The organism is Fusibacter fontis (assembly GCF_055378735.1).
The window spans coordinates 2,206,906-2,219,571 of the sequence record NZ_AP042445.1; the positions used below are offsets into that span (position 1 = coordinate 2,206,906).

Annotated in this window: 13 protein-coding genes; all 13 read right to left on the reverse strand. The window is 32.4% G+C overall.

All coding sequences use genetic code 11. The features are described from left to right. Positions 1 to 117: 117 nt before the first annotated feature. Positions 118 to 1,434 carry an RNA-binding domain-containing protein gene (locus ACZ41W_RS09955; RefSeq protein ID WP_464311828.1) on the reverse strand — a complete coding sequence of 439 codons (1,317 nt, stop codon included), beginning with the start codon at positions 1,432 to 1,434 and terminating at the stop codon, positions 118 to 120. A gap of 367 nt (positions 1,435 to 1,801) precedes the next feature. Next, the gene (locus ACZ41W_RS09960) at positions 1,802 to 2,287 is read right to left on the reverse strand and encodes an N-acetyltransferase family protein (protein ID WP_464311829.1); all 486 of its coding nucleotides are present in this window, start codon (positions 2,285 to 2,287) and stop codon (positions 1,802 to 1,804) included. 29 nt (positions 2,288 to 2,316) lie between these two features. Next, positions 2,317 to 2,832 carry a DUF6886 family protein gene (locus ACZ41W_RS09965; RefSeq protein ID WP_464311830.1) on the reverse strand — a complete coding sequence of 172 codons (516 nt, stop codon included), beginning with the start codon at positions 2,830 to 2,832 and terminating at the stop codon, positions 2,317 to 2,319. Positions 2,833 to 2,977: 145 nt separating this feature from the next. After that, a complete protein-coding gene (locus tag ACZ41W_RS09970) occupies positions 2,978 to 3,538 on the reverse strand; it encodes a histidine phosphatase family protein (RefSeq protein WP_464311831.1) in 561 nt (186 codons plus the stop codon). Positions 3,539 to 3,859: 321 nt separating this feature from the next. After that, the gene (locus tag ACZ41W_RS09975) at positions 3,860 to 4,168 is read right to left on the reverse strand and encodes a type II toxin-antitoxin system RelE/ParE family toxin (protein WP_464311832.1); all 309 of its coding nucleotides are present in this window, start codon (positions 4,166 to 4,168) and stop codon (positions 3,860 to 3,862) included. Between the two features lie 3 nt (positions 4,169 to 4,171). Then, positions 4,172 to 4,417, reverse strand: a complete 246-nt coding sequence (locus ACZ41W_RS09980) for a type II toxin-antitoxin system prevent-host-death family antitoxin (RefSeq protein WP_464311833.1) — start codon at positions 4,415 to 4,417, stop codon at positions 4,172 to 4,174. Between the two features lie 158 nt (positions 4,418 to 4,575). Then, positions 4,576 to 5,271 carry a nucleotidyl transferase AbiEii/AbiGii toxin family protein gene (locus ACZ41W_RS09985; protein ID WP_464311834.1) on the reverse strand — a complete coding sequence of 232 codons (696 nt, stop codon included), beginning with the start codon at positions 5,269 to 5,271 and terminating at the stop codon, positions 4,576 to 4,578. Between the two features lie 6 nt (positions 5,272 to 5,277). Beyond that, a complete protein-coding gene (locus ACZ41W_RS09990; RefSeq protein WP_464311835.1) occupies positions 5,278 to 5,892 on the reverse strand; it encodes a type IV toxin-antitoxin system AbiEi family antitoxin domain-containing protein in 615 nt (204 codons plus the stop codon). Positions 5,893 to 6,065: 173 nt separating this feature from the next. Then, positions 6,066 to 7,277: an ATP-binding protein gene (locus tag ACZ41W_RS09995; protein WP_464311836.1), complete on the reverse strand. Its 1,212-nt coding sequence runs from the start codon at positions 7,275 to 7,277 to the stop codon at positions 6,066 to 6,068. 327 nt (positions 7,278 to 7,604) lie between these two features. Then, the gene (locus ACZ41W_RS10000; RefSeq protein ID WP_464311837.1) at positions 7,605 to 9,326 is read right to left on the reverse strand and encodes an ATP-binding protein; all 1,722 of its coding nucleotides are present in this window, start codon (positions 9,324 to 9,326) and stop codon (positions 7,605 to 7,607) included. Next, complete coding sequence (locus ACZ41W_RS10005) at positions 9,311 to 10,414, reverse strand: hypothetical protein (RefSeq protein ID WP_464311838.1); 1,104 nt, start codon at positions 10,412 to 10,414, stop codon at positions 9,311 to 9,313. Before ACZ41W_RS10005 ends, ACZ41W_RS10000 begins: the two co-directional genes overlap by 16 nt. Positions 10,415 to 10,786: 372 nt before the next feature. Beyond that, positions 10,787 to 11,338 carry a uracil-DNA glycosylase family protein gene (locus tag ACZ41W_RS10010; RefSeq protein WP_464311839.1) on the reverse strand — a complete coding sequence of 184 codons (552 nt, stop codon included), beginning with the start codon at positions 11,336 to 11,338 and terminating at the stop codon, positions 10,787 to 10,789. Beyond that, complete coding sequence (locus ACZ41W_RS10015) at positions 11,313 to 12,665, reverse strand: B12-binding domain-containing radical SAM protein (RefSeq protein WP_464311840.1); 1,353 nt, start codon at positions 12,663 to 12,665, stop codon at positions 11,313 to 11,315. Before ACZ41W_RS10015 ends, ACZ41W_RS10010 begins: the two co-directional genes overlap by 26 nt. Position 12,666: the final 1 nt, after the last annotated feature.

The window sequence follows — 12,666 nt, forward strand, 5'->3', positions numbered from 1 at the left end:
CCATCACCAATAAATCTCTTGAACTATTGGAAATTAACCTGATTTAGTCTACCGGTCGGTTGCGTTCGATTGCATATCGTCCGGTATTCTTCCGGTATCTTCCGACAATTATAACCTTTACTCTAAAACTTTATAACCCGTAGAAGGACCATTTCCAACTTTTATGATCTTTCCCGATTCTCTAAGTTTATTGATCAGTTCAATTGTTTGAGATTTTTCTAGCTTGATTTGTCTCTGAATATCCATTCGTTTAATCATAGGAAACTTCTGAATGATGGTATAAATCTCATTTTCCTTGCCAATCAATGCGCTTTCATTTACTAAAAAATGTTCCTTTATCTGATTTGAAGATTGATTGACGAAAGGCAATATAATCACAACGGTATTTTCACTTGTTAAAAACTGAGGTTTAACATCGTAGTCAATATACTGTTCTTTAATCCGGCGAATACCCGTAGCCAGTTTTTCGATAATTTTAAGTCTCAAAAAAATGTCTGCAATGATTTTATTCCTAGCCTTTGATATTCTACCTTCAATAAACTCTTCTTTTAATAGCCCTATTGGCAAACCACCAGGTGATATAATTTCAATTCTATCTGAGAAAATTTCAACTCGCGCATCTACTTCAACAGAGTAATCTCTATGAACGAGCATATTCGCAACAGCTTCTCTATATGCGATCATTGGTACATCCTCAACTGTCTTTCGATAAGCCGATTCAATGATTTCACCCATATTAATATGTTTTTTATAAAAAGACATGCACTCATCAAATTGTTGAAGCAGCGAACACGATTCAAGCGTTATTTTATCTTTTATTCTATTCACAGTTCTATCTGAAAAAGCAACCATTTGAACAGAAGAGCACTTCAGATTATTCTGATCAGAAAGCAATAAAGCTGCATGATTGTATTGATTATTCTCTATTAATCCCAAAGTTTTTAAAAGATCCTCTGACAGGGTAGATATCTTAAGTTGTTTTTTCATCAGCCGACTCAAATAGTCAAAAGTCAACTCTTGTTCGATCGAAATTAAATCTTCAAATCCTAAATTTCGACCTGCAAGAATTAGGTTTTGATACATAGTCGCATCTACTTGAACCGTCGACGTATCCCTTCTCATAAACGCTTTGTTTTGGTATGTATACGGTGAATGATCTCCTTTATACACTTTAACAACAAGTAGTTTCAATGCTTCTAAAGAATGAACTTCAAATTCGTAATAAGGTTTTGGGATAATCGCATCATTGATGGCATTTTCAATATTTAGTTTTAACTCCTCAACCCTATCTACACCAACAATGGTACCGTCGTCCCTTACGCCAATTACAATCATACCATCATGAAAATTTGCAAATGCACACACTGTTTTTAGTATCGTCTTTGAATATTCCAGTTTGTACTCAATATTCTTTCTCTCGCCTTCTAAGAACATAGAATCGACCTCCATTATCGGACGATATTTAATCGTCCGACATAAGAATATCATATATAATTCCATACTTCAAGTTACATCTCTTCGGTCAATAAAAAAACTGATGCTATCACTTTTCCATTATCCAAAAATAGCAACAGTCACCAATAGATGGACAACATCGACTGGCGACTGATAATAATCAACGACCTAATGAATCAAGTATGCCTCAAAGTTCTTCATGTTCTTTTTGCAATGGATTTCATCATCATGCAACTTAAAAACACCACACAAAAGTCATTTATATGAGACTTTTGTGTGGTGCAAAGACCGATTTAAGTAATATATGTTGAATTTGCAATCCTTTCTATTTAGTTCGTTATCCTCATTATGTAAAAATATATTTCATCCTTACACGATTATGACTGATTGTATCGTCAATTTGAAATCCAAAAGATGTATACAGCGCACGTGCTGGTTCATTTTTCTCATATACATTTAATATCAAATCAAGCAACTTACGCTTTTTTGCCCAATCAATTGATGCATTAACAAGTTTGCTAGCAATCCCGTTCTTCCGAGCTTCTGGCAAAACATACAAATCACTTAACTTAGCATAATGGATGATTTCATTTCCATTCTCATTTTTCCGTTCTTTTTGTTGTATCCGTACAAAGCCACTGATTCCTTTATCATTTTCTGCTACAAATATAACGGATTTCTCTCCAATGAGTGATGTTTCAATCCAAAATAAAATTTCGTCATCTAGATTATCATCGCTCGGTTCAAATCTACTCATATCCAAGACAAAATAACGATATAGCCTTTTTAAAGTTTGAACATCTTCATGCTTTGCTTCTCTCAATAAATACATACATCTCCTCCAAAAGTAAAATAATTTGCTCATGATGCGGGTTGCGCATTTCCCATGCGACACAATGACCATTTTAATGAAGAGATTCTGACTTCTTCAGCTAACTTCCAAAGATTGTTTACCATTCGCACTTCAACGTTTCGCTTAAATTGTTCTTCAAATAAATTGTCATATTTAACGACTGCTATGGGGATTTCTGTTTGATCACTGACATAAAATCCTGCGGTTTCATCAAAGTAGAAATTTGAGGCATCAAATTCATAGACATAAAGTGTTGTATTAGCCATTCTTTCATACCATGCATGTTCAATAGAAACACAATGCTGTGAAGATGAAGAAAAAAACTTTGAAATATCATCGATCGTCGTTTCATCTGTGACTCTATAACCAACACGAGGGCAGTCACGTGGCGTTAACCAATTTGGTAAGCTTGCCTCTGTTAACGACCAAACCAATCCTTTTGATTGATCCATATCTTTTCTGTATGGAATTCGTGGAACAAACTGCTTAATATTTGATTCTTCGCTTACATGAAATAATCTCAACTGTAGACCTCCTGAATGTATAAATACTTGTAAAATCACTAATATCACAAAAGTAAATATCGTTACGACCGCGGTCGAATGCAGTCGAATAGGGTCGATGCTATTTGATTGAGTGAACGCATCGTACACACTGTTAGAAACGTCTCTAACAAAATGCATACTCACAGTCCGCTTGTCCACTCTGATAATGACATTCTATGATTTCAGCCGGTTTCATCTGCTCAATGTAAGCGAGCGTTCTAAACGCCATGCCATGACCTACTAAAATCACGCGATTATAGCCTGCATATTTATCTGCAACGCGTCGCATTCTGCTTCTCATCTCATCTAACGTCTCCCATTTCATGTCTTGTCCCTTTGGATAGACGCCTTTGTGTAACCTAAACTCATCCGCAAGCGCAAAGGATTCTTCCGAAGTGGTGTACTGGTTGGATTTATCCGGTTCCCATTCATGCAAATCCACATCGACGACTATTTTTAGTCCCGTTGCCCGAGAAATAATGGCTGCTGTTTGAAGTGCTCTCGTATAGGGAGATGAAACGATGATTTCAGCGGTTGTGAGACGCTTGTCCTGAGCCGTGGCTTCTGCTTGATTGATTCCAGTTTGTGAAAGCGGTGCAAATGAACGCCCAAATCCCCAAAACCCCTTTTCCATCATTTCGCTATAATCCGCCTCGCCGTGCCGTACAAGATAGTAATGCGTCATGTATACCTCCATTGTGTAATCGTTGTATTGACAGATCCTTGTTATACGTTTGTCCTAATAACTATTTTATCAGAAAAAACGACCAAATGAATGAAGTATGCCTCAAAGTTTTTCTTGTTTTTCTTGTTCTTCTTGTTCTTTTGAAATGGATTTTCATCATAGCACAACTTAAAAACACCACTTAAAAGTCTTTTATATGAGACTTTTGTGTAGTGTTATGAGTTTTTGTCTTTTGTGGAAGACTTTATGCAAATGGAATAGAATACACAACTCAAGGGTTATTGTGATACGCTTCTGCGTGCAAAATCTGAGTGCGGTTTTTCACTTACCGAACAAAATATTGATGTAATCTTGCCTTGTATCTATGATACGAATAATTTTTACTGTTTGTTTTTCTAAACGGTAGAACACATAGTTTTTCTCTACGACAAAGTACATATAATCTGTGGGAATATCGATGCTATTCATCAGAGGTCTACCCAGTAATGGATACGTTTCAAACTTCCTGATACTATCAAGTAAGTGCCTTATCTTTTCAGAAGCAATTTCATTATCGAATGCTCCTTCTAAATAACCTTTGATTTTAATAAGATCTTCTTTAGCGAGTGGCGAAAATTGAATCTTGTACATATTTTATAATCCTAAGGCAGATTGAATATCGTCCATTGAGATCCAACTATCCTCTCTTGCGGATTTTTCACCTTCTTCTATATGTGCCATTAATTTCAAAGTCGCTTTCATTTTTTCATAATCTTCAATATCCATGAGCACAAATTTCCCATGTCCTTTTTTTGTGAGATAAACTGGTGAATTTTCTTTACAAGCATTTAATACGTCGTTATAATTTCTCAAATCAGAAACCGGTCGAATATTAGACATTTTCATCGCCTCCTTTTATTAAAATTATACAAGGATGTGCTGTAAAATACAACGCACATTTTACAGCACATCCTTATGCTTAATCCTTGATTCTTCGCTTACATGAAATTATCTCATCTGTAAACCTTTTGATGTAAATACTTGTAAAATCAACGACATCACACAGGCTGAACCTCGTTACGACTGCGGGCGAATGCGGTCGTAATTTCAGTGTAATCGAGATAGTCTTTCGACCAATTTTTCTGCATTGAATTTCCTTCTTCAATTGAATAGATCAGTGGTTCTATAAATGTAACGATTAACCGAATCACAATATCAAAATCAAGTGAAGTTGTTAACGATTTCTTAGTAAAAGACTTCCAACGAGTAATCATACTTACTACCCTATTCATCGATGCTATTCTATTAAATAAACGAATCGTACACTCCGTGCCTCTATTGGTGAATGTTCGACTAATTGCCTCCTTCAAAATTTCACCCTCAAAATCATAATGACTCGCTAAATAATATATATCATAATAATCTTTCATTCTATTCGTCGTTTCCATTCGATCAAACATTGCTTGAAGTTTTTCTGCAATCGTTGATTCAAGTGAATAGGATGCCACCCTAGGAGGAACAAAACCATCTAACTGAGTAGGAATTTCAACTTCATTAACCTTTGGAGCAATAACATCTCCCAAACCTATATCAATATCAAATGGAGTCTTTGTATTTGCAATAATTGCGAGCATTTTTAATCTAACACCGTGATAAGTTTTCATTTCAGCTATATTTTCTATTGTTTTAATTTCAAATTGAATGAATTCATTCTCTGTTGTTGTTTGACAGATACGATCAATAACCTTTTTCATTAGTCATTACATCCACATCCCTATAATTCGACTTACTTTATTCTTTATATTCATCGTTTCTGCATAATCAAGCAAATTCCGGATATTTTTTTTTGAGTCTTTGACATAAGTCATAATGGCATAATTAAAAACCTCTTTATCCATCTTAAATTCATACCTAATGACATCGCAAATGGTTCTATCTCTATCAAAGATTTTCATATGATGTCCTTCAAACATAATTTCAGAGAGTCCAAGTTCCATATAGCCATCAATCAAAAAATAAATATGCATTGGTGGATTGTTGATCTTATATTTAGACTTCTTTTTATTTTTGCTCACTGCAACATGCCATGCAGAAGGGGTTCTTTGTGTATAACCATAGAGAAATAGTGCGGAATCTAAACATACAACACCTTCAGGAAATAGTTTCCCAATTACAACAGCATCCGAAACTATATCTCCATCAATCCATTCATAATAACCAGTCTTTATTTTCTCAACCAATCCCTTTTCAATCAGTTTATTGAGTTCGGTATTGTGAAAACCAGCTGCAGTAAAGTCTGATAGCTTGATAATACCATTATGTTTATCAAATACTTTTTTATAAGCTTCTACATCCGTAAAATCACCCTCTTTCAATCGTTAAAGTGGTCTTTTTTACACAATAACATTTGTTGACTTATTTTTCAAGTAAAAAAGACCTCTTTTGTTTTTTAAAGAGATCTTTTTTACGAAGTATGTTATGCATTTTTTACCATAATTGTGATACGCTTCTGGGTATCCCACACAAATGAGTGTTAACAAACTCTTTATTAATTCCAAGAATCCTCTAAAAGAAAGTCGATGATGTTTTTATGCTCAATACCGTTTCTCGATCGATTTACCTGATCCATTGAAATTACTATTTTAGGAAAATTATCATCAATTGATTCAAGAACAGAAAACTCCCTTTCAATCGTCGTTTCTTCTGCTAATAAATACGTCACTTGAAAATAGGTTGTCTTTTCTCCATCTACAGCGATAAAGTCAACCTCTCTATCATCGTATTTTCCAACATAAATTTCATAACCTCTTCTTCTGAGTTCAAGGTAAACAATATTTTCAAGAGCTTGACCGATATCTCTTTCATTATCAAAGTAAAGATTTCTTATCCCTAAATCATTGATGAAGTATTTCTCATTCGTCTTCATCAGCTCTTTACCTTTGATATTATAGCGTGGTACTCCATGGACTAGATAGGTGCTTTTAGCAGCTTCAATGAAATTATAAATTGTTTCTTTGGAGAGTTTACGCCCTTCACTTTTAAGATAATTTGTTATGGTTCCTGCTGAGAAGATTTGACCAATATTATTGATTAGATATGACATAAAACGCTGTAGTAAATCTACATCTCTCACATTATATCGTTTGACAATATCTCTTAATAAAATGGACTGATACATGTCCATAAGATAGTTTTTAGCAGTTCGTTCTTCATCAAATTGGAATTTTCCAGGCATTCCACCTGTTTTGAGGTACTCTAAAAAAACAGTCTCTTTTGTAAATGAACCAACCTCTAAATTTGTAAAACTCTCATATACTTCCATATACGACAGAGGCAATACTTCTATGGTATAAAAGCGACCTGTTAGATACGTTGCAAGTTCTCCAGAGAGTAACTTTGAGTTAGAGCCAGTGATAAAGATTTCAGTATCACCTTTTGAATTCAAAGAATTAACAACTTTTTCAAAACCATCAACTTCTTGAACTTCATCTAAGAAGACGTAGGTTTTCTTTCCCATTATTTTTTTTGATTCAATATATTCATTGAGGGCCTTATATTCTTTGAGCGATTCAAATTCCAGCCACTCAAAGTTGAGACTGATCATCTGATCCTTATCTATACCTTGATTCAGTAGTTCTTCTTGTATCTGCATAAGCAATGTCGATTTCCCAACACGGCGCATACCAAGCAGCACCTTGATGACTTGTTTTCCCATTACTTTTCTTATTTCTTCTAAGTATTTCTCACGTTTAATCATCATAGCCATCACCTCAAATTAAAAATACCACATAAAAGTCTTTTGTACAAGACTTTTGTGTGGTATTTTGAGGTTTTGTCTTTTATAAGAGACTTTAATCAAAAGAAATGACGTGCAAGATCTGTTTTCTCAAATGTCGCTTTGATCGTTGCTTAGTGAAAATTTGGATGAATGTTATTTAAAACACAACTCAAGGGTTACTTGTGGTACGTTCCTGGGTATCGCTGTTGTAGTAGTTTTTTCTACTCATTTTATTTATGTCAATTTATTTAGTAAGTTTCAATCTAAAATATTCAAATTTCTTCTTGTCTTAAGAAATAGATAAAAAAATCAATTTACTTCTACAATCAGCTCATTCGTTTCCTGAATTAGTTGTTCATATTCACTATTTGAATAGTGTAAAAGAGATCTTATATACTTCAAATCAGCGATTACAATTATTTTTAAGTCTTCACCATAATGCTTTGTCATATCATGAATGGCAATTTCCTGATTAGTTGCAAATGCAACTGAAAATATAGTTTGAGTATCTTTTGGACTATTGTCTCTAATAAATTTGTTTATTAACTCTCTATTTTCATTTTCAATATCTTCTTTGAATACCGCGTCTAATAAAAAAGGTAATCTATGAATGCTATCTGTTTCAGACGCAAGTTCATTAAATGCAAAATGATAAGACATTACAGTTTTATGTAGTTCAACACCTTGTGAAGGAAAAGCTGAAATTTTGTATAAATCATTATATTGTACTTCTTCTAACGGCTTTACATTAAGAGCTTGTAGATTTCTAGTAAAAATCTTCTTAAATCTTTTCTCTTTGAAAACTCTAGTTCTTATTACATCCTCATCCGTTTTAAAGTCTCTTATGAGTTTTAAAAGAGTCTCTTCTTCTTCTTTTAACTCAATAACTTTGGCTTTTATTTTCACTCCAAGTTTTAATGTAGCTTTAGAATCTAGCCATTTATCAAATTTAATCTGAGTGTTTTGATATTCACAGACAACGTTATACATCTGTTCAATTTCATTTCTTAAGTTAGTAATCTTCTTGAATAAGCTATTTACGCTACTTGTTCGTTCGATTATCTGTAACTTTAAATCTTCTTTCTGCTTGTTGGTATCATTTATGCTCTGTTGATACATATAGAATTCATCTAATTTAAAATCAAACTTTCTTTGACATGTTGGACATTCTCCATCAACTGGATTTTGTCTATTCTGATTTGTTCCCACATACTGTAGTACTTTTCTTCGTTGCTCAATGAGACTCAATTGGTTACTTTTTTTTGTATGAGCATTTTCAAGTTCTTTAAGCTCTCTTTTCTTCTCATTAAATCTAAGCAAATAATCCATAGCCTCATTTTGGAAATTTTCATCATTAAGTTGCGAAGCTGTGAGTTGAACATCATCATTCATCATTGTTTCAAAATAATGCAACTCATGTCTTACTTGTCTTAATTTAGATTCTAATGCACTTTTTTCAACTCTATCCGAAGGTTTAACTATACCTAAATAATAATCGAAATAGTCATCTCGGAAATTTTTATAGTAATCCAAATTAGAAAATGACCTTTGCAAATAAACCCAACCAACAGACTGAGAAATATAGTATGGTAAAAACATAGTCTCTAAAGGTGCTTCTTTAAGTTCACCTTTACTTTCAAGTATCAAATCAAAATCAAACCGCTTTCTCAAGTATGATTTTAGCTTTTTATGTTCTTCAGAGCTATTCCCGTCAATGCCATTAAAACGAAAAATTCGCTCTCCATCTTTTACTATTAAAATAGAATTATCTCTTACAAAAGTTATATTGGTGTTCACTTCATTTTTTTTAAGTATACAATCCAATCTAAAAATTACGTTTTCATTCAAAAGAGGTTGTAAATTGTGCTTAACATCATTAATTCCAAGAGTGAATAATAGACTTTGCAAAAATGTACTTTTACCTGAAGTATTCTTTCCTATCACAATATTGACTTTATCGCCAAACTCAGTTGTAAAGCACTTATCATCAGAATAAACCAAGAACCTATTAAACTTCAATTTGTTCTGCATTTTTGATCCCTCACTCTCATACATGCCGCAAAAATTGTTGCTTTGATAACTAACTCGTCGAGCTTATACGAATTATTATCTTTGTACATACTATACAAAGCTGCTACGCACTCTTCCTCACGAAAATATTCATCGAGAAAATGACTATTTATTTCTACAAATTTTAGAATCCTTTGATGTTCAACCTGTGTCAAGTCTTTAAAACAGTCAACGCTGTTATCAAACTCATTTTCAAAATCATCTCTTCTAGAAATAGGTATTTTAAGTGCCTCTGATAACTCAGACTTTAAGTTCCGCCAAGTTTCAAAAGCTAATGCCTTTTCAGTAATTACCCTAAACGCAGCATTTATCTCAACAGAATAAACCCTTTTCGACTCGTCCAACAAATCAAACGTCGAACCTTGGTTAAAAGTATGTTCTACTTTACGAAATACTTTCATCAAAGTATCAATAGCCGCCTCAGGATCTGGTACATTCTTTCCAAAAATACTTGCACATTTACCTACAAGGCATTCCTTTTGATTCTTAACAGTTCTACTAAGATCAATGTACTCAAAACACAAACTCCTAAGCTCTTCTACCATTCTTTTATCTTTAATTGTTAATTTACTAATAATATCGGTTTGTAATTCAATAGGAAATTTATCAAATTTTACAAACACATTGCTTTCATTAACTTGAATACCAAACTCTTTTTTCTCTTCAGTAACCTTATCTGTAACTTCTGCTTTAATAGTAGATGTCTGGTTACTTAAGAAAGAAAGTTTATGATAGTATTCTGCTGATTTTGCAATATCTTTACTTGAAAGTTCTTTACCTGTAGTTAATAACTTTTCTACTATTTCTCTCCAAGCTTTATTATTAGTCCCGATTTTACTACTCTTCTTGACTTGATATGCATCTATATACTCTATCTCGTTTCTATGTAAAAAGCAAAATATCACGTCATCTGCATGTTCAATCGAAACAAAATACTCTCTATCGTGAATTATATTAAAATTCTCTAAAATAAGATACAATGCGCAATGCTTCTGCATTTCAAAACCACTTGTTGCATGAACACCTGCATTTAATCCACTCTCAGCCATATCATCACTCCTATATAAAATAAAAGAAACTACATTTATATTGTACTATCATTGTAAATTATAAACAAGTGATACTAAAACAAATATTTTATATTTTCCTAACTATTAACACAAAAATAATTAATCACTGATAAAACCGCAGTCACTTGTGATACGGTTCTGGGTATCGCACTTGGGGGAGTGTCAAAAAATATAAGCACCAAATTTAACCATTAAATAACCTACTTAATTAAGTTCATTTATATATCCACTGAGTCAACTTCACAAATACTACTAAAAGACATTAGATTTTATAATCTAATTTTTAACCCTTTACCTTTTTACAATATCAAAATTTTCAAATAATCAATTAATAATACATTCTTGCACTACTTAAATTGATGATAAAATTATATTTTTAACAGCATCAACATAGGTTTCTTTATTTTTTCTTTTATAAACACTAATATATGAAGGATGATGAATAGGTAAAAAACTATACTCCCCATGCTTATATATTTTATACTCATAGTCATCGAATTTATCAAATACAATTTTCATGCTTTTTTCAACTGACTCAATTACATTTTTTCCCAACAATATAATCACTTTAGGCTCAAGTAACTCAATTTCTTTCTTTAGATTGACAATACAAAGATCCATTTCCTTCTTCGTTGGATATCTTAATTTACCATTACTATTTAATGGCAAACATTTTACTACATTAGTTTTGTAGAATTTACATCCTTGTACTTCCGACTCCATTTCATTAATAAGTTTTCCAGATATAGTAGTTACAGACAAAGGTATTTCATCAAATACATCTTCAACCTTTTTAGCTGAAAGTCCCACCCACATTACATCACATTCTTCAACCTTATCTAATAATGGTCTCTGATTATTACACATATTACACATACTACAATTCATTATCTCTTTGATCATTTATTCCTCCAAGTTTACTGGTTTTATAAATAAACTCATACAATATATTATCGTCACATCTACTGTAATTTTTAGTATGTATATTGAAATTTCCTCTATCCATCACAGAGGATAAAACCTTATTTTCTTGGTAATCTAAATCTATACCTGTTTTAACAAACTCATTAAATAATGCTGTTCCATGGTAGGGTCTAAATTGAAAAACACTTGATCTAAAGTTTCCATCAGCATTTTGCGAATATTCATATATAGAAGTTGCAAGATTTAAGCTCAATTCCATATCTCTTTTAGACTCCATAGGAAATCCAAAAATAAAATAACCTTTAATGTCAATTCCGCATTTTAATATTTTTCTTGTTGTATTTATTATCTCATCCACTGTTCCTGATTTATTTATCATTTTCCTAACTTTTTCAGATCCAGATTCAATTCCAATAAACAATTCTTTACAACCACTATTTTTCATTTCTATGAGAATTTCTTTTGGTGTGTTTTCAAATGTTTTGATATGTGCCATAGCTCTCCAAAAAACATCAAATTGACTAAATATTTCAATAGCATCTTGAATCGATTGTTGACTTCTCAAAAACAAATCGTCCAAAACCCTAATGCATTGAATAGTTGAATCTGTTCGCACTAGATCGCTTATTTCTGATATAATCACGGACTTGTCCTTTAGTCTTATTTTACTATTTGGATTTAAGCTTTTTGCCGCTCCGCAAAAAGCACAGTTATAAATGCATCCTCTTGATGTAACTATTGACCTTTCTTTCAAACCAAAGTGATTTACCACATAATTCTCATTTAGTAATCTTCTATTTAGTGGTAAAATATTAATATTCTCTGGAAAATAATTTGATTTGCTATCTACTTGGAATACTTTTCTTCCTGTGCTTTCACATAAAGGTGATTCAGAAACCCTATCTGTTATTACATCACTAATAATTAAGTCTCCTTCACCTATAATCACAACTAAGTCATTAATTGTATCCCATTTTATGATTTCTTTATAAATAAACTTAGTGCATTGTCCACCAATAATAAACTTTGCTTTCGCATTATATGATTCAACTATGCTTTTAACTATCGAAATATTAACGGAAAAAATATTGATTCCAATGATATCCGGTTCTATTTCATGCAATCTCTTCAAAATCTGATTAATATTAAGACCTAATTGTATTGTGTCTAAAATAGTTACATCCCAATTTTCTTCTTTAATTTTAGTAGCCAAATAACCTAGACCAAAAGGAGGTAAATACTCATTACCAGCCATTTCTGTTTCAAAGTGATCATATATTGGTGAATTAATCAACACAACCTTCATT

What these genes read in the sequence shown, in the direction of transcription:
- ACZ41W_RS09955 (WP_464311828.1), bottom strand. Translation starts at nt 1,434, where the DNA reads ATGTTCTTAGAAGGCGAGAGAAAGAATATTGAGTACAAACTGGAATAT.
- ACZ41W_RS09960 (WP_464311829.1), bottom strand. Translation starts at nt 2,287, where the DNA reads ATGTATTTATTGAGAGAAGCAAAGCATGAAGATGTTCAAACTTTAAAA.
- ACZ41W_RS09970 (WP_464311831.1), bottom strand. Translation starts at nt 3,538, where the DNA reads ATGACGCATTACTATCTTGTACGGCACGGCGAGGCGGATTATAGCGAA.
- ACZ41W_RS09975 (WP_464311832.1), bottom strand. Translation starts at nt 4,168, where the DNA reads ATGTACAAGATTCAATTTTCGCCACTCGCTAAAGAAGATCTTATTAAA.
- ACZ41W_RS09980 (WP_464311833.1), bottom strand. Translation starts at nt 4,417, where the DNA reads ATGTCTAATATTCGACCGGTTTCTGATTTGAGAAATTATAACGACGTA.
- ACZ41W_RS09985 (WP_464311834.1), bottom strand. Translation starts at nt 5,271, where the DNA reads ATGAAAAAGGTTATTGATCGTATCTGTCAAACAACAACAGAGAATGAA.
- ACZ41W_RS09995 (WP_464311836.1), bottom strand. Translation starts at nt 7,277, where the DNA reads ATGATGATTAAACGTGAGAAATACTTAGAAGAAATAAGAAAAGTAATG.
- ACZ41W_RS10000 (WP_464311837.1), bottom strand. Translation starts at nt 9,326, where the DNA reads ATGCAGAACAAATTGAAGTTTAATAGGTTCTTGGTTTATTCTGATGAT.
- ACZ41W_RS10005 (WP_464311838.1), bottom strand. Translation starts at nt 10,414, where the DNA reads ATGGCTGAGAGTGGATTAAATGCAGGTGTTCATGCAACAAGTGGTTTT.
- ACZ41W_RS10010 (WP_464311839.1), bottom strand. Translation starts at nt 11,338, where the DNA reads ATGATCAAAGAGATAATGAATTGTAGTATGTGTAATATGTGTAATAAT.
- ACZ41W_RS10015 (WP_464311840.1), bottom strand. Translation starts at nt 12,665, where the DNA reads ATGAAGGTTGTGTTGATTAATTCACCAATATATGATCACTTTGAAACA.